The sequence below is a fragment of the Nisaea sp. genome, assembly GCF_034670185.1.
Lineage (GTDB): Bacteria > Pseudomonadota > Alphaproteobacteria > Thalassobaculales > Thalassobaculaceae > Nisaea.
This window is the reverse complement of the sequence record NZ_JAXMNY010000005.1, coordinates 33207-49697: the sequence shown is the minus strand read 5'-3', so window position 1 is coordinate 49697 and position 16491 is coordinate 33207. Positions and strand designations below refer to the sequence as shown.

Here is a 16491-nt window from a genome sequence, read left to right as displayed (position 1 = left end):
TCTCGTGGGCGCATTCAGCTGTTTCCAGAAGGCCCGTTTGTAAACTGTGGAGTAGGCGCCTCATATTGACGACAAAAGCGAAACTTTTCCTGAAAGTTGCTGTTAGTTGCGTCCTGATTGGATCTTTGATCTATCAGGTGGATCTTTCGCGCCTGCTTTCCGCAGCGCTATCGCCGTCTCTTCCGCTGCTGGCCTGCGTCGTCGGGATTGTTATCGCGCAGTTCTTTGTTGGCGCCTGTCGCTGGTTTCTGCTGATCCGGGGGACTGGTGTACCTCTGTCGCCCTGGCAGGCATTTCGCATTCTGCTGGCGGGAATGTTCTTCAATCAGGCGCTCCCGGGATCTCTTAGTGCAGACACGGTCCGTATCTGGCTTGTCAGTCGGCATGGCCTCCCGCTGTCTCGCGCGGCAAGTACAGTGCTTTTGGACCGCACGGCGGGCCTTGTGTCCATTCTGACGCTTCTGATTGTGACCAGCGTGACAGTCGCGAAGGTCGCACCAGACCCCAATCTCAGTTCCGTAGCGATCCTTGTCGTCGGTGGCGCGCTTGTCTTGTTGGCGATGGGGCTATCCAGCGCGGACTGGATCGCGGACATGATCGAAGATCACCGGTTCGGTGGGGCTTTGGCCGCCATGCTCCGGGATTCCCGCGTGCTCTGGCGGGCGGGATATCAATCCGCCATCGTTATCGGTCTAAGCTACCTGCTGCATGTCATCAGCGCATTCGGGCTTTGGGTCGTGTTCCAGTCGATTTCGGTCGAGGTTGATTTCCTGATGGTGCTTGGTGCTTTGCCTCTGGTGATCCTTGGCACTTTGCTGCCGATCTCCATAGGTGGCTGGGGTGTGCGGGAAGGGCTCATGGTCGGGATCTTCGCGATGACCGGCATGCCGCTGGAACATGCGCTCGCAGCGTCTATCCTATGGGGACTGTCGGTGGTTGTCGCAGCAAGTCTTGGCGGGTTGCTCTGGGTACTGAGCCGTCCGGTTGCGGAGCGCACCGAGAATTTGACCGAGGCTGCGGGCGGCCCGGCCAGCTAACGCCCGTAAAAGTCCCTAACCACACCGATAAGATAATCCAGTTCAGCCGTTGAAAGATGCTGGTCCGCCGGGAAGCTGATGATCGTTTCCGCATGTCGGTCGGTTACCGGAAAGGCTCCGTCCGGATAGCCGAGATGGCGCAGGGCATCCTGTTTGTAGAGCGGGATCGGGTAATGCACTTTGGCGTCCACCCGGTGCGCGTGACAGTGGGCGAGTAATTCATCCCGCCGTTCGGCGTAAACCACATAGTTCAGATAGACGGAGCGTTCTTCCGGGCCTTTTGCGGCGCGCCGGACGGGAAGCGTGATCTCAGGAACATCCGCGAAGGCCGCATCGTAGTGCTCGGCTGCCTTGATCCTGCCGGAGACGATCTCCTCAACCTTGGCGACGATCCATTTGCCGACCACCGCCTGCACGGAATCGAGGCGAGTGTTGTAGCCGAGGATTTCCATCTCATCGCGATTGCGCAGGCCGTGATTGCGCAAGAGACGGCACATCCGGTCCATCTCGGGGTCGTCGGTGATGATCACACCGGCATCACCCCAGACATTGATGATCTTGAGAGGGTGCATGGAGAACCCGCCAGCGATGCCCCAGGTACCGGCGGGGCGTCCGGCCTCCGTTGCCAGCAGGCTCTGACAGGCATCCTCAACGACGGGCAGGCCGTATTTTTCGGCGATCTCCGTGATCCGGGTCATGTTCGCCATGTCGCCGGCCAGGTGAACGGGCATGATCGCTTTGGTGCCTGGCGTAATCGCAGCCTCGATCTGGTCGGGGTCGATCCCGAATGTGTCGTCGCAATCGACAAAGACGATCCGCGCTCCGGTCTCCGCGATAGCGCCAGCGGTGGCGTAGAAGGTATTGGCGGCAGTAATGACTTCGTCGCCGGGCCCAACGCCGAGCGCCTTGAGCGGTATCTTGAGAGCATCCGTGCCGGAGCCGACACCGATGGCGTATTTCGACCCAGCGGCCACCGCGAACATCTCCTCGAACTCGCCGACGACCTTACCGAGTGTAAAGTCTGTCGAGCGGACCAGCGCGCGCAGCTCGTCGAAGATCTTATCGACGTCGGCGAATTGCTGCTCCAGGGGCGAGTAACGGACCTGCTTGGGCTGGTTGGCGGTTCCGTCCGCCTCAGAGGCCATCAGAATGGCCCCTTGAAGAAAGGATCAGGCACGTCGAGCGGGAGATCCTTACGGTCGGCCAGGATCTCTTCCTCCATGGCAGAGATCCTGGTGTCGTCCAGCCCCATCATCTCGGCCGCGGTGCGTGCGATGCGGGCGGCATCCGGGTAGAAGCCCTTGACCAGCCCGCGCGAGCTTGGTGTCGGATGATCCGGCAGACCGAGGCGGACCGGTGCCGCGTCGAGAAGGTCGAAACAGCGGCTTGTCACCTCGGAGGCGATTTCGGCGCCGATACCGAACATCCGGAACCCGGTATCGACTGTCATAAGTCGCCTGGTACGGGCCACACTCTCGACAATCGGATCGAGATTGAGCGGCCGGATCACGCGCAGGTCGAGCACCTCGACCGGGTATCCGGCTTCCGCCAGCTTGTCGGCCGCGCGGACGGCTTCCAGCGTCATGTATGAGGTCGCAACGATGGTCAGCCCGTCACCCTTGCGCACGGTGCGGGGGCCATCGAGTGGACGGTGGAGATAGCCTTCCGCAACCGGGCTTGTGGTGTAGTGCGACCAGCGGTGCTCGATCACGACCACCGGGTTGTCGTCCTCGACGGCGGCGGCGATCATGCCTTTCGCGTCTTCGGCAAAGGCTGGCATGATGACTTTCAGGCCGGGCACATGGGCGAAGATCGCTTCCATGCTTTGCGAATGTTCCGGTCCCTGACCCCAGCCGCGCCCGACAATCATGCGCAGGACGAGCGGCACGTTGTGGCGGCCATTGCTGACATAGTGGGCCTTGGCGGCATTGTTCAGGATCTGCTCCAGCGCCAGCAGGGCGAACTCGACACGTTGCAGACTGACCACCGGTCGCTTGCCGGCCATGGCAGCGCCGATGGCGATGCCGATCAGCCCGTTCTCGGCGATGGGCATCTCGATCATCCGGTCATGGCCGATATGCTTGCCGATATCCTTCAGTGTGCCGAACAGGGCGGCAGGGTCCTCGACCCCTTCACCGAAGAAGATGACCGACGGATCGCGCCGAGCCGCTTCAAGCAGGCCGTCGCGGATGGCGGTGCCCATATTGATCACCGGTGCGTCCGGTGCACTGGTTGCTTCAGGCATAGACATGGGCGAGGGCCTCGGTCGGTTCCGGCAGCGGGGAGGTGATGGCAAAAGCAAACGCGTCGTTCACCTCTGCCTGAGTGTTTTTCTCAAGATCCGCAAAGCTGGCCGGACCGAGCGTCCCGCTCTCTTCAAGCGCCTTGCGATAGCGTTCCAGTGGGTCCTGGAGGCGCCAGGTCTGAAATTCTTCTTCGGTCCGGTAGCCGATATGATTGTCGTAGTTCGGCCCGCAATGTTCCCGCCACCGGTAGGTGTCGAGTTGCAGGAATGTCGGGTTTCCGGAGCGTGCGGTCTCGACGGCCCAGAGTGCGGCTTCGCGAACAGCCTCAAGGTCGTTGCCGTCGACATGCCGGTGCGCGATTCCGTGCGCGGCCGGAATGTCGGTCAGCGGTCGGTCCGGCTGTCGGTCTGCCAGCTTGGTATAGACCGAATAGAGATTGTTTTCGCAGACATAGACGATTGGCAGGCCGCGCAGCTTGGCGAAATTGGCGGACTCATGGAACACGCCTTCCTCAAGGCAGGCATCGCCAAGGAAAGAGATCGTGACCTTGCCGTTCTTATCGAATTTGTCCGACAGGGCCGTGCCGGTGGCCAAGGGGATCGAGCTTGCGACGATGGGAATGCTGGCCATCATGCCAACATCCGGGTCCATCAGATGCATGGACCCGCCACGGCCACCAATGCAGCCGTCCCGTTTGCCGTAGATCTCGGCCATCATCGCCTTCAGGTTCCCGCCCTTGGCAAGATAGTGCGCGTGGGAGCGGTGGCTGCTGAAGAGCCGATCATCGGATAGCAGGGCATCGCACACGCCGACGGCGGAGGCTTCCTGACCGATGGAAAGATGCACCGGGCAGCGCATTTCCTGTTCGGCATAGCGTTCCGCGATGGTCTCCTCGACCAGACGGATGCGCAGCATCTGTTTCAGGCAACGCAGCCTGTAATCGTTCCCGGCGTCGGCCATTTTTCCAGCTCCGGCGTCAGATGAAGTTGATATGCATCGGCGCCTCGCCCTTCATTTCCGGCAGCTCGAAATCGCCTTTCTGGTAGCCGTCGAGGAACTCGTTCACCTTGTGCTGAAGGCACAGGCTGCCGCACATCTTCTGGGCGTTGAAATCCGGGCTGGCGAGGTAGTTCATCACTTCCCAGTACCGGTCGCTGTAAAAGATGTCTCGGAACCGTTCCTCGGTGATATTGCCGATGTGGAACTTCTTGTAGCGCTCGTTGAACAGCATGCCGCACGGGGCGACCAGGCCGGAGCCGGACATTTGCAACATGAACGGCGCGCCGTAACAGCGCTGATAGCTACGCGTGCCTTCGGTATCGATTTTCGACCACTTTACCGTCACCTGGTAGGTGTCGTCGGAAAGCGCCTCGGCTGCATGCAGGGTCTCATAGAGGTCGGCATAGCCGCTGTAATCGACGCCGAGGGAGCCATCCTCGTCGTCGCTGCAATGTTTGATCACCAGATAGTCCGGCCGCAGCTCTTTGCCGAGTTGGGCGAGAGGCATGATCTGGTCGTGATATTCAGGCATCAGCACCATCTGCATGCCGATGGTCACATCGAGATTCTGCTCCCGCTTGATCTCGCCCATGGCCTTGATGTTTTCCGCAACCCGGTCGAACCAGTGCTCCTTAACGCCCATGATCTCGGCATAGCGCTTACGCTCACCAGCCGAAATGTTCACCCGGAGGTAGGTCAGCGACGGCAAGACCTCTTCCAGCTTGCGCCGGTTGAGCACGAAGCCGTTGGTGCCGACGGCCATCGAGAGGCCGAGTTCATGCCCGTATTTGCAGGCATCTACGAAGACGGGCGAAATCGTGCTCTCGCCGTCCGAAACCAGGCTGATGCCCTTGACGCCGATCTCTGCGCAGTCTTCGAGAAACTCGAAGATCGCCTTCTTGTCGATCACCTTGCGTTCGTTCTCCTGCAGCATCGCGTAGCAGAAATGGCAGGCGAAATTGCAGGCGCGGGTCAGCGACATGTCGATGGTGATCGGCGCGATCCGCTCACCGCGCTCCCAGGCGTCGATACGATCCTGATGCCAGGCGATCTTGGTGCCGTCCAGGATCAGTTCAACGTGATCTGTCATTCCGGTCATGGCTTCGTTCCTTGGACTATTGGTCCCGGTTTCTAGAGGCGCCGGATACGGTTCGCGTCCTTCACCACCTCGGTGAAGAGTTCGATGCGTTCGCCGGTCTGCTCGCGAAGCCAGCGTTCAAGTCTCATCAGCAGCACGGGCTTGTCCCAGGCTGCAATCTCGTCGGTGAAAGCGAGGAACAGACGATCATATTGGTCGATTTCGACCAGTTCAAAGGCGCCGTCCGAAATACCGTTGGCTGCCTTGAAGCCGTCGATATGCGGCTGGACAATATCGCGCTTGCCGATCTTGTCCAGTTTGCTCCAGGCGTCACTGTAGGGGCGGTCGAAAAAATTTGTGTCCTTGTGGCGGCCGAAGCGTGCCTCTGTTTCGCGCCGGATGGCGGCGACCAGCCGCAACGGCGTTTTGAAGCAGGCGCCCGCGTTGCGCGGCGTCAGGATGCCGGCAACCGGCGACGGCGCTTTGGGAGCGCGCAGCGCCTGAAGCGCGAAAATCAGGCCGTGTTCAATCACTTCTCGTATCGGAGCGCCGATGGCGTGCGCGCAAAGCAGATCGAGGATCGCCGCCTCCGGCGCGCCGGCCGGAGCCGAGAAACGGGCATTCGCGACGGTCTCGGTGTCGCCATCCAGAACGAGGCTAAGGCGCATTCCTTTGGCTTCAGCGGAAATGACCGTGGCATCGGTTTCCGGCACCGGGCCTTCATGCACAAGGTGCTGCAGCCGGTCTGAAATCGGGCCGGCGAAGGCCTCGGGAATAGCGGGATCCGGAATCACGTCTGTCTCACGCTTTAATGTTGCTGATGTGGACAAGGCAATGGTCCTCATGATCTTCGATGGCGACATCCGCAATGGGAGCAAGGGCATCTTTTAGATCGGCGGTCCGGGCGGATGGAAGGGTCTTCCGGTTGACCTGGATGACGAATGCCTCGACCCCGAAGGCGCCTGCAGCTTCCGCCATATTCAGGATGCTCGAGACGGAATCCTCGTCCGGCACCCACATTTCCAGGAATTCCAGATCAACGCCGTGGCTGCGCAGCTGGTTCAGCAGCCGGTTTTCGTAGGATTCGACCAGCTCTTCATAATTGATGGCCTGTTCGCTCATCTGCATTTCTCCGGATCACGCGGCCGTGGCAAGGAAGCTGTTAACCGCATTAGCGACCCGGTGGATCTCGGCCTCGGTCAGGTTCTGGTGGATCGGCAGTGTGATGATCCGCTGGGACTGCAATTCGGTCACCGGGAAATCCCCTGCCGCGTGGCCCAGATAGGCCGCGGCCGGCTGCAGATGGATCGGCACCGGATAATGGATTGCCGTGCCGATACCGAGGCTGGAGAGATGCGCCTGCAAGTCGTCCCGACGATTAACCTGGATGACGAAAGTGTGGAAACTGTTGAATTCCACGTCCCGGCAGGGCGGGGAGAAGGCAAGAGAGGGATCGAGCAATTCCCGATAGAGTGCCGCGTTTTTCCGGCGCCGTTCGATCAGGTCATCCATCTTGCCGAGCCTGAAATGGAGAATGGCTGCCTGGATCTGGTCCATCCGGGAGACAGAGCCGAAACGGGCCACCGTGTTGCGGTCGACCAAGCCGTGATTGCGGTAGAGCCGCGCGAATTCAGCGATATCGTCCCGGTCTGTAGTCAGGAAGCCGGCATCGCCACAGGCATTCAGGTTCTTCAGCGGATGCGCCGAAAAGCAGCCGGCATCGCCGAGAGATCCACTCGGCCTGCCGTCATAGAGCGAACCAATGGACTGGGCCGCATCTTCGATGATTGCCAGACCGTGCCGGTCGGCAATCTCGCGGATGGGTCCCATGTCTGAAACGCGTCCCGTCAGATGCACCGGCATGATGGCCTTGGTCTTCGGCGTGATCTTCTTCTCGATCTCAGCAGGGTCGATATTCTGGTCGGGCAGCACGTCGGCGAAGATGGGTGTCGCCCCGACATGGGCGATGACCGCAGTCGACGCGACGAAGGAGTTGGGTGGTGTGATCACTTCGTCACCACGGCCGATTCCGAGCGCGGCGAGAGACAGGATCAGGGCGTCGGTTCCGGAGTTCAACGCGATTGCGTGCTTCGTGCCGCAGCGTTCCGCCAATGCCTCCTCGAGTTTGTCATTCCACGGGCCGCCGACATACATGCCGCTGCGGAGGATCTCCTCGATCACAGGCATGAGCTCGTCGCGTTCCTGCGCAAACTGGGCGCCGATATCGACATAGGGGATCGGCGAAAGTGTCACACTCGTATCCGGCATTTTTTTCCTGCTCGACACATTTTATCCGCCTGCGGCCATGTCCCTCTGCCGCTGCGGGATTGCTATTTCAAAAGTGCGGTCAACGCCTTGACCACACTGACTTTACTCACCGAATCCCGGTGTCCGACGATGCCGACCTTGATGGCACCGGCGATGTTTCCTATCAGGCCGATATCAGCAATATCCGTTCCAACTTTCGCCAGGGGAGACGTTATCGAGAAAAACGCGTCGCCGGCGCCCATGGTATCGACGATGCGGCGGGTAAAGGCCGGGATCTGTGTCACGGGCCTGCCGGCATCGTAGGCGACACAGCCATGGCGGCCATGTGTCAGGATCATCCGGCCACAATCGATCCGTTTCGGCAGCACATGCTGCGCGATGTTGGCAAGATCGGTGAAGCGATCGCCGACAGCCAGCCGGGCCTCAGGCGCATCAATGCAGAGATAGTCGGCACGCGGATATTTGGTGACCAGATTGTAGCCTCTGTTGGCGCTGTTGGTCTGGGCGTTGATCGCCAGGAACGGCGCTGTCTCGCAGATCAGATTTATGGTGCTTCCGGTGATCAGTCCGTGCCCGAAATCGGCAGCCATGACCACATCATAATGCGGCGCGAGCTCGGCGATCTTGCCATGCAGGATCTCCAGTGTGTCCGGCGGCAAGGGCGAGTCTTCGATGAACTGGACCTCGAACAGCTTGCGCAGATAGCTGTTGTCGACGAAACGCACCTTCCGCGTCGTCGGCGCATTCGGCCGATAGACGGGGATGACGTTCACATTCTCATGGCACTGCTTCTTGATAAAGTTCTCGCGCGGGTCGTCTTCGCCGAGACAGGTGATGATATCGACCTGCTTGCAGAAACTTGCAACGTGATTGGCGGCCGCGATCACGCCGCCCGCGAACAGCTCGATGTCCTGATAGCGCGTGGACATGATGTTTTCTTTGGAGGGTTGCCCCGACGGCGAGACATACTGGTACTCGTCCAGGATCGTGTCGCCGATGATCAGGACGCGCATGTCCTTGATGCTCTCGATCAGGTCGAGCAGCTGCTGCAACCCGACCGTCTGCCGGACTTGGTCCAGGTAATCGCGGACTTCCGGCTCGAAGACATCGATATGCCGGTTGATCAGTTCGCTCGAGCTGAAGGTGATGTCGCTGGTGAAGACAAGCCGTCCGCCATGGCTTTCGACGGCGTTGCGTTCATCGACAATCTTGCCGGTGACGTCCTGCTCCGCATCGACATAATCCGAGCCCTTGATGTAGGCATCCGGCTTGATCGCATGGATCACTTGCTCTGCCGACACGTCGTGATTGACCCCGACCCAACTGACATATTCGAGCGCGGCCAGCATCTCCGCCCGGAGTTGATCGGTGAAGACCGGACGGCCCGGCCCCTTATGGACATGCTCGTCGGCGGTCACGGTTACAATCAGTACGTCGCCCTCACGGCGGGCCTGCTCAAGGTGTCGGACATGCCCCATATGCAGCAAATCGAAGGTGCCGTGGGCATGAGCGATTTTCCGCCCAGACGACCTGATTTTCTCCGCTATCTCAGAGAGTTCGGAGATAGGTTTGATCTTATCTCTCGCTGATGCCTGCATCTGATTGATTCAATTGTTTAAAGACGTGCAAAGCGTATCATAGTTTCATCGCCTTCCGGGAAAAACAATTCGCGCGTATAACTTACGCTCTCAGCCATTGGAGAGACGATAGTCTCGACTGATTTTCGGTCTATGATTCAATCAGTTTCGATAAGTTGTTGAGCGGGGAAATTAGGGAAGAATTCTCAGCCCGACCGGCCAAAATCTGGTGCAGCTGAGCAGGATCGGCTCAAGGAGTTGGAGTCTGGGGAGATTGTGATTAACCAGCGTTTTCCAGGCGTCTATCAGAAAGAAGAATCTTTATGACTTCTGTTTCCTGTCACCATTGCGATTCCGCCAATCTCGAAACGGTGGAAGGTTATTCTGATTGGTGTCAGGTCACGTCGGATAGCCGAAGCTGGACCAAAGGCGGCGCGTTGGCGATTTGCAACGCATGCGGTCTCGTTCAGAAGCCGCATACGGACGAGTGGTCCCGGGAAGCTGACAAGATTTATGAGAGTTACGTGCTCTACCACCAATCCCGGTCTGGCGTTGAGCAGCTGATCGCAGGTAAGACTGGTCTGAAATCCAGGTCTGTTCACCTGATCGACTGGATGCGCAGGGCGCTGAAACTGGCCGACGATGGTCTCTTACTCGATTTCGGATGCGGAACGGGATCAACATTAAAGGCCTTTGCACAGGAACTGCCGCGTTGGCAGCTCAGTGGATACGACCCGAACGTCAAAGACGTTAATGTTCTTTCCGAGATAGAGACGGTCGAAGGGATCTACGAGCGGCTCGAAGATATCGATAGGCACTTTGATCTCGTCACGCTCATTCACGTATTCGAGCATATTCCCTCACCGGCGAAAGTCATTCGCGACATTCGCAGGCTGCTTCACCCGACCAGAGGGCGCCTGTTCATTCAGGTGCCGTATTTTCCGGACAACCCGTTTGATCTGATGATTGCGGATCACAGCAGCCATTTCACGCAGGCGAGTATTGCATCTGTTGTTTCAAGCGCCGGCTACGACATTGAATCCTTGCGGGTGGATGTATTGAAGCGGGAGATAACGCTTGTGGCCCGTCAGGGGACGGGAACGTGGCGGGCACCGTCTTTTGACGCGAGTGTAACCGGGCGCGGTCTTCGGGCTGCGCTGGACTGGCTTGGGACGGTCCGGCAATCGATGGAAGTTTTCGGTGACGGCGTGTTCGGGATATTTGGCTCGTCCATCTCGGCGGCGTGGGCATCATCCAATCTTGAGCGCAGGGTCGATTTTTATCTGGACGAAGATTGCTCGCGTGTCGGCTGCACGTTCTTTGATCGACCTATCGCAGACCCTTCGGATGCCCAACAGGCATCGTCGATATATATCCCGCTCGTTCCGGCTCTTGCCGCCCAAATCAGCGAGCGGCTCACGGGATTTGAAGCCGTTTCTATTCCAGGCGATTTTCCAGAAGCGTTTACGAGAATAGGCACCGACGATGCTCATGCATCTGTAGGCTTATCTGGTCTCAATTGATTTTGGGTCCAGTCAGGTAGAAGAGGTGCAAGCGGCGTAACGCCTTTTCGCCTGTATTTACTTCGATTGGGGGCAGTTCCGTAACCTCACCGAACCGCTCCAGGATCGGAAATGGCTTGTCCCATTTTGCGACCAGCAGCACGGTATCGCCCGCCTTTGGTAGATACCGTTCCGTCAATTCGTAATGATGGTCCGGGTGGCCGTCATAGTCCCACATCTTCGGCCGGCGCTTGATATCGCGCAGGGCGTAGAGCAGGGAGGCCATGGTCTTGCGGTCTTCTGTCAGCCAGATGGCGTCGGGATGGGCTGTAAGGACGGGGCGAAGTTGCTCCGCCACCTGATCCCAGGCGCGCAGGCGGCGTAGCGGATCTTTCTTCAGCGGCACATCAACGCCGGGCAGGTCGAGGAAGAAGAAGCCAAGCACGGCGGCGGCCGTGAGATTGATGCCGATACCGGCGACAACAAGCTTCAGGCGGTCGCGCTTGAGCAGCCAACACACAACCAGGATCGTTGCCGCGACATAAGCCGTGGCCGCCCAGTTGGCGTTCGCCCGGCTGAGGAAGGACTGGCCGGTGATGATCAGCAGCACTGGCAGGGAGAAACACAGCAGCAGCTTTTCCATTTGCGCAGCCGGGTCCCGGCGCAGCACGGCGAGGCGCCAGAGCAGGGCGAGGAAAAGCACCGGCCCGAAGACACCGGCCTGGCTGCCGACGAATTCCAGCATTTTTCCGAAATGGAACAGGTCGCCCTTCAGGTTGGTGTTGTCTTTGACGTGCGTGAAGGTCACCCAGCCGGACTCGAAATTCCAGAACAGGTTCGGCGCGAACACGGCCAGCATGATGACGAGCGCGACCAGCGGCTTCCGGCCAACCAGCCAGGAACGGTATGCGGGCGTGATCAGTGTGAACAACATCAGGCCGAGGATGAAATAGGCCATGGCGTATTTGGCGAGGAACCCGGCGCCGAGGGTGAGGCCGAGCAGAAGGGGCCATCCGAGGGCATCGCTTTTCAGACTGCGCACGAAGGCGAGCAGGGCCATGGCCCAGAGAAACAGCAGCGGCACGTCGGTGGAAATCAACAGGCTGGAGAGCGAGACGGCAGGCAGCGTGGCGAAACTCAGCCCGGACCAGAATCCGGTCTTTTTGCTCCCTGTAAGGGACACGGCAATGCCGTAGATGGCGAGCGCCGTTCCGGCATGCAGCAATGGTGACGGCGCGCGAATGCAGGCCGTGGCGTCACCGCAGAGCGATTGGGCCCCGGCGATGATGAAGGCGATCAGCGGCGGCTTCGTGTAGTAGCCCCATTCCAGATCGCGGCTCCAGGACCAGTATTGTGCTTCGTCGCCATGCAGGCCGAGGCCGCTGCCCGCGAGAACGCCAAGCCGCAAGGCCGTCAACGCAGCGACGGCGAGAAGAAGCCAGAGGAAATAGGGGCGGCTGTCATCTTTGATCACGGTTGGCATGCGTCGATGCTTTCCTTACGTGCCGGTCTTGCGCACCGGAGATGCCCCGCCTTAGCTGAGGCGCGCCTCCGAAACAATCGGGAATCTGTGCGATGCGGTAAATTGACCTTGATCAGACGGCTCGAACCCGCCACCGGAGTTTCTTGCCGAAGCAGCCGCAACCCAGTAGGACAAACGCGATAGCGTGACAAAGAGGCGGCCACGGCGATGAAGACCATGGATGAAAAAACCTTGATGACGCTCGCGGAGGAATTTCCCGAAACGTCTCGCGAAGCTTGGATGAGTGCCGTCGAAGCGGTCCTGAAAGGTGCGTCTTTCGACAAGGTTCTCACCCGTCAGACCTATGAAGGCCTGAAGCTGCAACCGATCTATACCGGCGATGATGCGCCGGCCGGGAGGACTGCGCCAACTCCGGGCGGTGACCGGACCGAGACCGGCTGGGACGTGCGGCAAATGCAGGCGCATGGCGATCCGGCAGAGGTCGCCAAAACGGCGAAACAGGATCTGGAACGTGGCGCGACTTCGGTTCTGCTGCGGGTCGACCGGCCCGGCGTCGAGGGTGTGGTCATCGGGTCGACGGACGATCTCGACAAGGCGCTCGCCGGCATTCACCTGAACATGGCGCCGGTCGCGCTCGACGCGGGCACTTATGCGCCTGCTGTCTCTTCCATGCTGGAAGATCTCTGGACCCGCCGCGGCTGCGATGCGGGAGAGGTTTCCGGCAGTTTTCGGGTCGATCCGCTCGGCACATTGGCGCGGGAAGGCTGGCTGCGAAAGACGGCGGAAGATGCTCTTGCTGAAATGGCGGAGATTGCCAAGCGGACGGCGGCAAGCCATCCGAAGGTGCGATCCGTCGCGGTCGATACCGCACCGTATTACGAAGCGGGCGCCAACGAGGTTCAGGATCTGGCCTTCGCGATGGCGACCGGCATTGCTTATCTGCGTGCGCTAACCGCAGCCGGACTTGATGTCGCCTCAGCCGCAAAGCAGATCGAATTTACCTTCGCGCTCGGTGTTGATGTGTTCCAGGGCATCGCCAAGCTGCGCGCAGCACGGCGGCTTTGGGCGCGGGTGCTGGAGGCGTCCGGTGCCGATCCCGCAGATGCTCCGATGAGCTTGCATGTGGTGACGGCGGAGCGGGCGATTGCCGGGCGGGATGTCTGGGTCAATATGCTGCGCGCTACGGTCTCGACCTTTGCCGCCGGCGTCGGCGGTGCGGACAGCCTTACGGTGCTGCCCTACGATCATGCTGTTGGCTTGCCGGACGGGTTTGCCCGCCGCATTGCCCGCAACACCCAGATCATTTTGATGGAAGAGTCCGGTCTGCACCGGGTGACCGATCCGGCGGGTGGGTCCTGGTATGTGGAAACGCTCAGCGACGAATATGCTGTCCGCGCCTGGGACATCCTGCAATCCATCGAGGCTGATGGCGGCATGGCGGCAGCGCTCGCCTCGGGGCGGGTCGCTTCCATGGTTGCTGACGGCTGGGCCGAACGGGAACGGAACCTCGCTCGCCGCAAGGACGAGGTTACCGGCGTGAGTACCTTCCCGAACCTGTCTGAGGAAACGGCGGAAGGGCTTGTTTGTGACAGGGGCGCGTTGCGCGCGACCCTTGGTCAAGGTGCTCTGCCTGACCGTGAGAAAGCCGGTGTGGAGATGGCGCCGCTGGCCCGGCACACGCTCGGCGAAGGGTTTGAGGCGTTGCGGGCCGCGAGCGATGCGGCGCTTGAAAAATCGGGCGCTCGGCCCCGGATCTTCCAGCTCAATCTCGGCACGCCGGCGGATTACACGGCGCGGGGAACCTTCGCGCAGAACTATTTCGCGGCGGGCGGTATCGAAAGCGTTCCGGCGGAAACTGGCGGCAGTGATGCAGGAGCCGCATTCGCAAAGAGCGGCTGCCGTTTTGCGGTTCTCTGCTCGTCTGATAAAATCTATGGCGAAGCTGCAGTGGAAACTGCGGCGGCCCTGAAAAAATCCGGAGCGGAGCGCATTCTTTTGGCGGGCCGCCCCGGCGACAATGAAGAGGCCTGGCGGACTGCGGGGATCGACGGTTTCATCTATGTCGGAGACCAGACCCTCGCGACGCTTCGTGAGTTGGCAGCCGGATTGGGAGTGATCGAACAATGAGCGCGATACCCGATTTCTCGACCGTCTCTCTCGGTGGGCCTGCGGGTGGCAGCCCTGCTGCAGACGGCGCCGTCTGGGAGACCCCGGAGCGGATCGCGGTCAAGCCGCTCTACACGGCGGAAGATATCGAAGGCCTCGACTTCCTGAAGACCTGGCCGGGGCTGCCGCCGTTCCTGCGCGGGCCCTATCCAACCATGTATGTGAACAAGCCCTGGACGGTCCGGCAATATGCCGGTTTCTCCACCGCCGAGCAGTCGAATGCCTTCTACCGGCGTAATCTTGCCGCGGGTCAAAAGGGGCTTTCAGTCGCGTTCGATCTGGCGACCCATCGAGGCTATGACAGCGATCATCCGCGCGTGGTCAGCGATGTCGGCATGGCCGGGGTCGCGATCGACAGCATTCTTGACATGCGCCAGCTGTTCGACGGCATCCCGCTCGACCAGATGAGCGTGTCGATGACCATGAACGGCGCCGTGCTGCCGGTCATGGCGCTCTATATCCTCGCGGCGGAAGAACAGGGCGTTTCTCCGGAAAAGCTCAGCGGAACAATTCAGAACGACATTCTGAAGGAGTTCATGGTTCGCAATACCTACATCTACCCGCCGTCTCCCTCGATGCGGATCATCTCCGACATTTTTGGCTATACGTCGACGAAGATGCCGCGTTTCAACTCGATCAGCATCTCCGGCTATCACATGCAGGAAGCGGGTGCGACGGCTGACCTGGAGCTGGCCTACACGCTGGCGGACGGGGTGCAATATGCCCGCGCGGGCATGGAAGCCGGGCTCGGTATCGATGCGTTCGCGCCGCGTCTGTCCTTCTTCTGGGCCATTGGCATGAACTTCTTCATGGAAGTCGCCAAGATGCGGGCCGCACGCCTGCTCTGGGCCCGGCTGATGAAGCAGTTCGACCCGAAGAGCCCGAAAAGCCTCAGCTTGCGGACCCATTGCCAGACCTCCGGCTGGTCGCTGACCGCGCAGGATGTGTTCAACAATTCGGTGCGGACCTGTGTCGAGGCGCTGGCCGCCACGCATGGCCATACCCAGTCCCTGCATACCAATGCGCTGGATGAGGCTCTGGCCCTGCCGACGGATTTCTCCGCCCGCATCGCCCGCAACACCCAGCTGCTGATCCAACAGGAAACCGGCACCTGCAACGTCATCGATCCGTGGGGCGGCAGTTATTATGTCGAACGGCTGACCCATGATCTGGCGCAGCGGGCCTGGACCCATATCGAGGAAGTCGAGAGCTTCGGCGGTATGGCCAAGGCGATTGAGGCCGGTATCCCGAAAATGCGGATCGAGGAAGCCGCCGCCCGCACTCAGGCGCGGATCGACAGTGGCCGGCAGACCATCGTTGGCGTGAACAAGTACCGCACGGACGAGCTGGATAATGTCGAGGTGCTGCGGGTCGACAACCAGTCGGTGCGCCGCCAACAGCTCGAGAAGCTGGAACGGCTGCGGGCTGAACGCGACGAGAGCGAGACACAGCGTCTGCTGGACCGGCTTACCGAGTCGGCGGGTTCCGGCGAAGGCAATCTGCTTGAGATCGCGGTCAACGCAGCCCGGGCCCGGGCAACGGTTGGCGAGATTTCCGATGCGCTGGAAAAAGTTTATGGGCGGCATGTCGCGGAGGTGAAGACCGTGTCAGGCGTATATGCGAGTGAAGTTGGCAAAGGCGCCGAATCCGTGGAGCGGGTGTTGAAAGCGGTCAATGCCTTCGAAGCGGTGGAGGGAAGGCGTCCGCGTATCCTGATCGCCAAGATGGGCCAGGACGGTCATGACCGGGGCCAGAAAGTGATCGCCTCGGCTTTCGCCGATCTTGGTTTCGATGTCGATATCGGTCCGCTGTTCCAGACCCCGGAGGAGGCGGCGCGCCAGGCGGTGGAGAACGACGTGCATGTGATCGGTGCAAGCTCGCTTGCCGCGGGTCACCTGACTCTGGTTCCGGCGTTGAAGGCGGAGCTGGAGAAGCTTGGACGCGAAGATATCCTGATTGTCGTCGGAGGCGTGGTGCCGCCGCAGGATTACGATGCGCTCTATGCTGCCGGCGCCAAGGCGATCTTCCCGCCGGGCACCGTGATCAGCGATGCGGCGGTGGACCTGATCGCGAAGATTGGCGAAGTGCTCGGCCATTCGGTCGAGGCGGCGTGAGCCTTCACCCTGTTCGCGTGG

Annotated in this window: 13 protein-coding genes; 4 read left to right on the top strand and 9 right to left on the bottom strand. The window is 60.3% G+C overall.

The window, feature by feature from the left end; translation table 11 throughout:
- The first annotated feature begins 65 nt into the window (after nt 1-65).
- Nucleotides 66-1037 (top strand): lysylphosphatidylglycerol synthase transmembrane domain-containing protein, encoded by a 972-nt coding sequence (locus tag VOI22_RS19275; protein WP_323798069.1) that lies wholly within the window; start codon nt 66-68, stop codon nt 1035-1037.
- Here VOI22_RS19275 and VOI22_RS19270 read toward each other — a convergent pair.
- The 8 genes from VOI22_RS19270 to VOI22_RS19235 all read right to left on the bottom strand — a co-directional run bounded on the left by VOI22_RS19270 (nt 1034) and on the right by VOI22_RS19235 (nt 9226).
- Nucleotides 1034-2182 carry a DegT/DnrJ/EryC1/StrS family aminotransferase gene (locus VOI22_RS19270; protein WP_323798068.1) on the bottom strand — a complete coding sequence of 383 codons (1149 nt, stop codon included), beginning with the start codon at nt 2180-2182 and terminating at the stop codon, nt 1034-1036. The two genes, VOI22_RS19275 and VOI22_RS19270, sit on opposite strands and share 4 nt — an antisense overlap.
- Entirely contained in the window at nt 2182-3288 is a 1107-nt protein-coding gene (locus VOI22_RS19265) for an alpha-ketoacid dehydrogenase subunit beta (protein ID WP_323798067.1), read from the bottom strand. Before VOI22_RS19265 ends, VOI22_RS19270 begins: the two co-directional genes overlap by 1 nt.
- Complete coding sequence (locus tag VOI22_RS19260) at nt 3275-4243, bottom strand: thiamine pyrophosphate-dependent dehydrogenase E1 component subunit alpha (protein ID WP_323798066.1); 969 nt, start codon at nt 4241-4243, stop codon at nt 3275-3277. The genes VOI22_RS19265 and VOI22_RS19260 overlap by 14 nt, the downstream gene beginning before the upstream one ends.
- Before the next feature lie 16 nt (nt 4244-4259).
- Complete coding sequence (locus VOI22_RS19255) at nt 4260-5381, bottom strand: radical SAM/SPASM domain-containing protein (protein ID WP_323798065.1); 1122 nt, start codon at nt 5379-5381, stop codon at nt 4260-4262.
- A gap of 32 nt (nt 5382-5413) precedes the next feature.
- Entirely contained in the window at nt 5414-6154 is a 741-nt protein-coding gene (locus VOI22_RS19250; RefSeq protein ID WP_323798064.1) for a hypothetical protein, read from the bottom strand.
- Between the two features lie 7 nt (nt 6155-6161).
- Entirely contained in the window at nt 6162-6482 is a 321-nt protein-coding gene (locus VOI22_RS19245) for a hypothetical protein (protein ID WP_323798063.1), read from the bottom strand.
- 15 nt (nt 6483-6497) lie between these two features.
- On the bottom strand, nt 6498-7628 hold the full coding sequence (locus VOI22_RS19240) for a DegT/DnrJ/EryC1/StrS family aminotransferase (protein WP_323798062.1): 1131 nt from the start codon (nt 7626-7628) through the stop codon (nt 6498-6500).
- Nucleotides 7629-7690: 62 nt separating this feature from the next.
- The gene (locus tag VOI22_RS19235; RefSeq protein WP_323798061.1) at nt 7691-9226 is read right to left on the bottom strand and encodes a PfkB family carbohydrate kinase; all 1536 of its coding nucleotides are present in this window, start codon (nt 9224-9226) and stop codon (nt 7691-7693) included.
- 302 nt (nt 9227-9528) lie between these two features.
- Between VOI22_RS19235 and VOI22_RS19230 the strand changes: the two genes are divergently transcribed.
- Entirely contained in the window at nt 9529-10728 is a 1200-nt protein-coding gene (locus VOI22_RS19230; RefSeq protein ID WP_323798060.1) for a class I SAM-dependent methyltransferase, read from the top strand.
- Here the strand turns inward: VOI22_RS19230 and VOI22_RS19225 are convergent.
- A complete protein-coding gene (locus tag VOI22_RS19225) occupies nt 10721-12190 on the bottom strand; it encodes an ArnT family glycosyltransferase (protein WP_323798059.1) in 1470 nt (489 codons plus the stop codon). The two genes, VOI22_RS19230 and VOI22_RS19225, sit on opposite strands and share 8 nt — an antisense overlap.
- Nucleotides 12191-12469: 279 nt before the next feature.
- On the opposite strand from VOI22_RS19225, the gene VOI22_RS19220 reads away from it, so the two are divergent.
- Both VOI22_RS19220 and scpA read left to right on the top strand, forming a co-directional pair.
- Complete coding sequence (locus tag VOI22_RS19220; RefSeq protein WP_323798058.1) at nt 12470-14317, top strand: methylmalonyl-CoA mutase subunit beta; 1848 nt, start codon at nt 12470-12472, stop codon at nt 14315-14317.
- A complete protein-coding gene (gene scpA / locus VOI22_RS19215; protein ID WP_323798057.1) occupies nt 14314-16470 on the top strand; it encodes a methylmalonyl-CoA mutase in 2157 nt (718 codons plus the stop codon). Before VOI22_RS19220 ends, scpA begins: the two co-directional genes overlap by 4 nt.
- Nucleotides 16471-16491: the final 21 nt, after the last annotated feature.

What these genes read in the sequence shown, in the direction of transcription:
- VOI22_RS19270 (WP_323798068.1), bottom strand. Translation starts at nt 2,182, where the DNA reads ATGGCCTCTGAGGCGGACGGAACCGCCAACCAGCCCAAGCAGGTCCGT.
- VOI22_RS19265 (WP_323798067.1), bottom strand. Translation starts at nt 3,288, where the DNA reads ATGTCTATGCCTGAAGCAACCAGTGCACCGGACGCACCGGTGATCAAT.
- VOI22_RS19260 (WP_323798066.1), bottom strand. Translation starts at nt 4,243, where the DNA reads ATGGCCGACGCCGGGAACGATTACAGGCTGCGTTGCCTGAAACAGATG.
- VOI22_RS19255 (WP_323798065.1), bottom strand. Translation starts at nt 5,381, where the DNA reads ATGACCGGAATGACAGATCACGTTGAACTGATCCTGGACGGCACCAAG.
- VOI22_RS19245 (WP_323798063.1), bottom strand. Translation starts at nt 6,482, where the DNA reads ATGAGCGAACAGGCCATCAATTATGAAGAGCTGGTCGAATCCTACGAA.
- VOI22_RS19240 (WP_323798062.1), bottom strand. Translation starts at nt 7,628, where the DNA reads ATGCCGGATACGAGTGTGACACTTTCGCCGATCCCCTATGTCGATATC.
- VOI22_RS19235 (WP_323798061.1), bottom strand. Translation starts at nt 9,226, where the DNA reads ATGCAGGCATCAGCGAGAGATAAGATCAAACCTATCTCCGAACTCTCT.
- VOI22_RS19230 (WP_323798060.1), top strand. Translation starts at nt 9,529, where the DNA reads ATGACTTCTGTTTCCTGTCACCATTGCGATTCCGCCAATCTCGAAACG.
- VOI22_RS19225 (WP_323798059.1), bottom strand. Translation starts at nt 12,190, where the DNA reads ATGCCAACCGTGATCAAAGATGACAGCCGCCCCTATTTCCTCTGGCTT.
- VOI22_RS19220 (WP_323798058.1), top strand. Translation starts at nt 12,470, where the DNA reads ATGAGTGCCGTCGAAGCGGTCCTGAAAGGTGCGTCTTTCGACAAGGTT.
- scpA (WP_323798057.1), top strand. Translation starts at nt 14,314, where the DNA reads ATGAGCGCGATACCCGATTTCTCGACCGTCTCTCTCGGTGGGCCTGCG.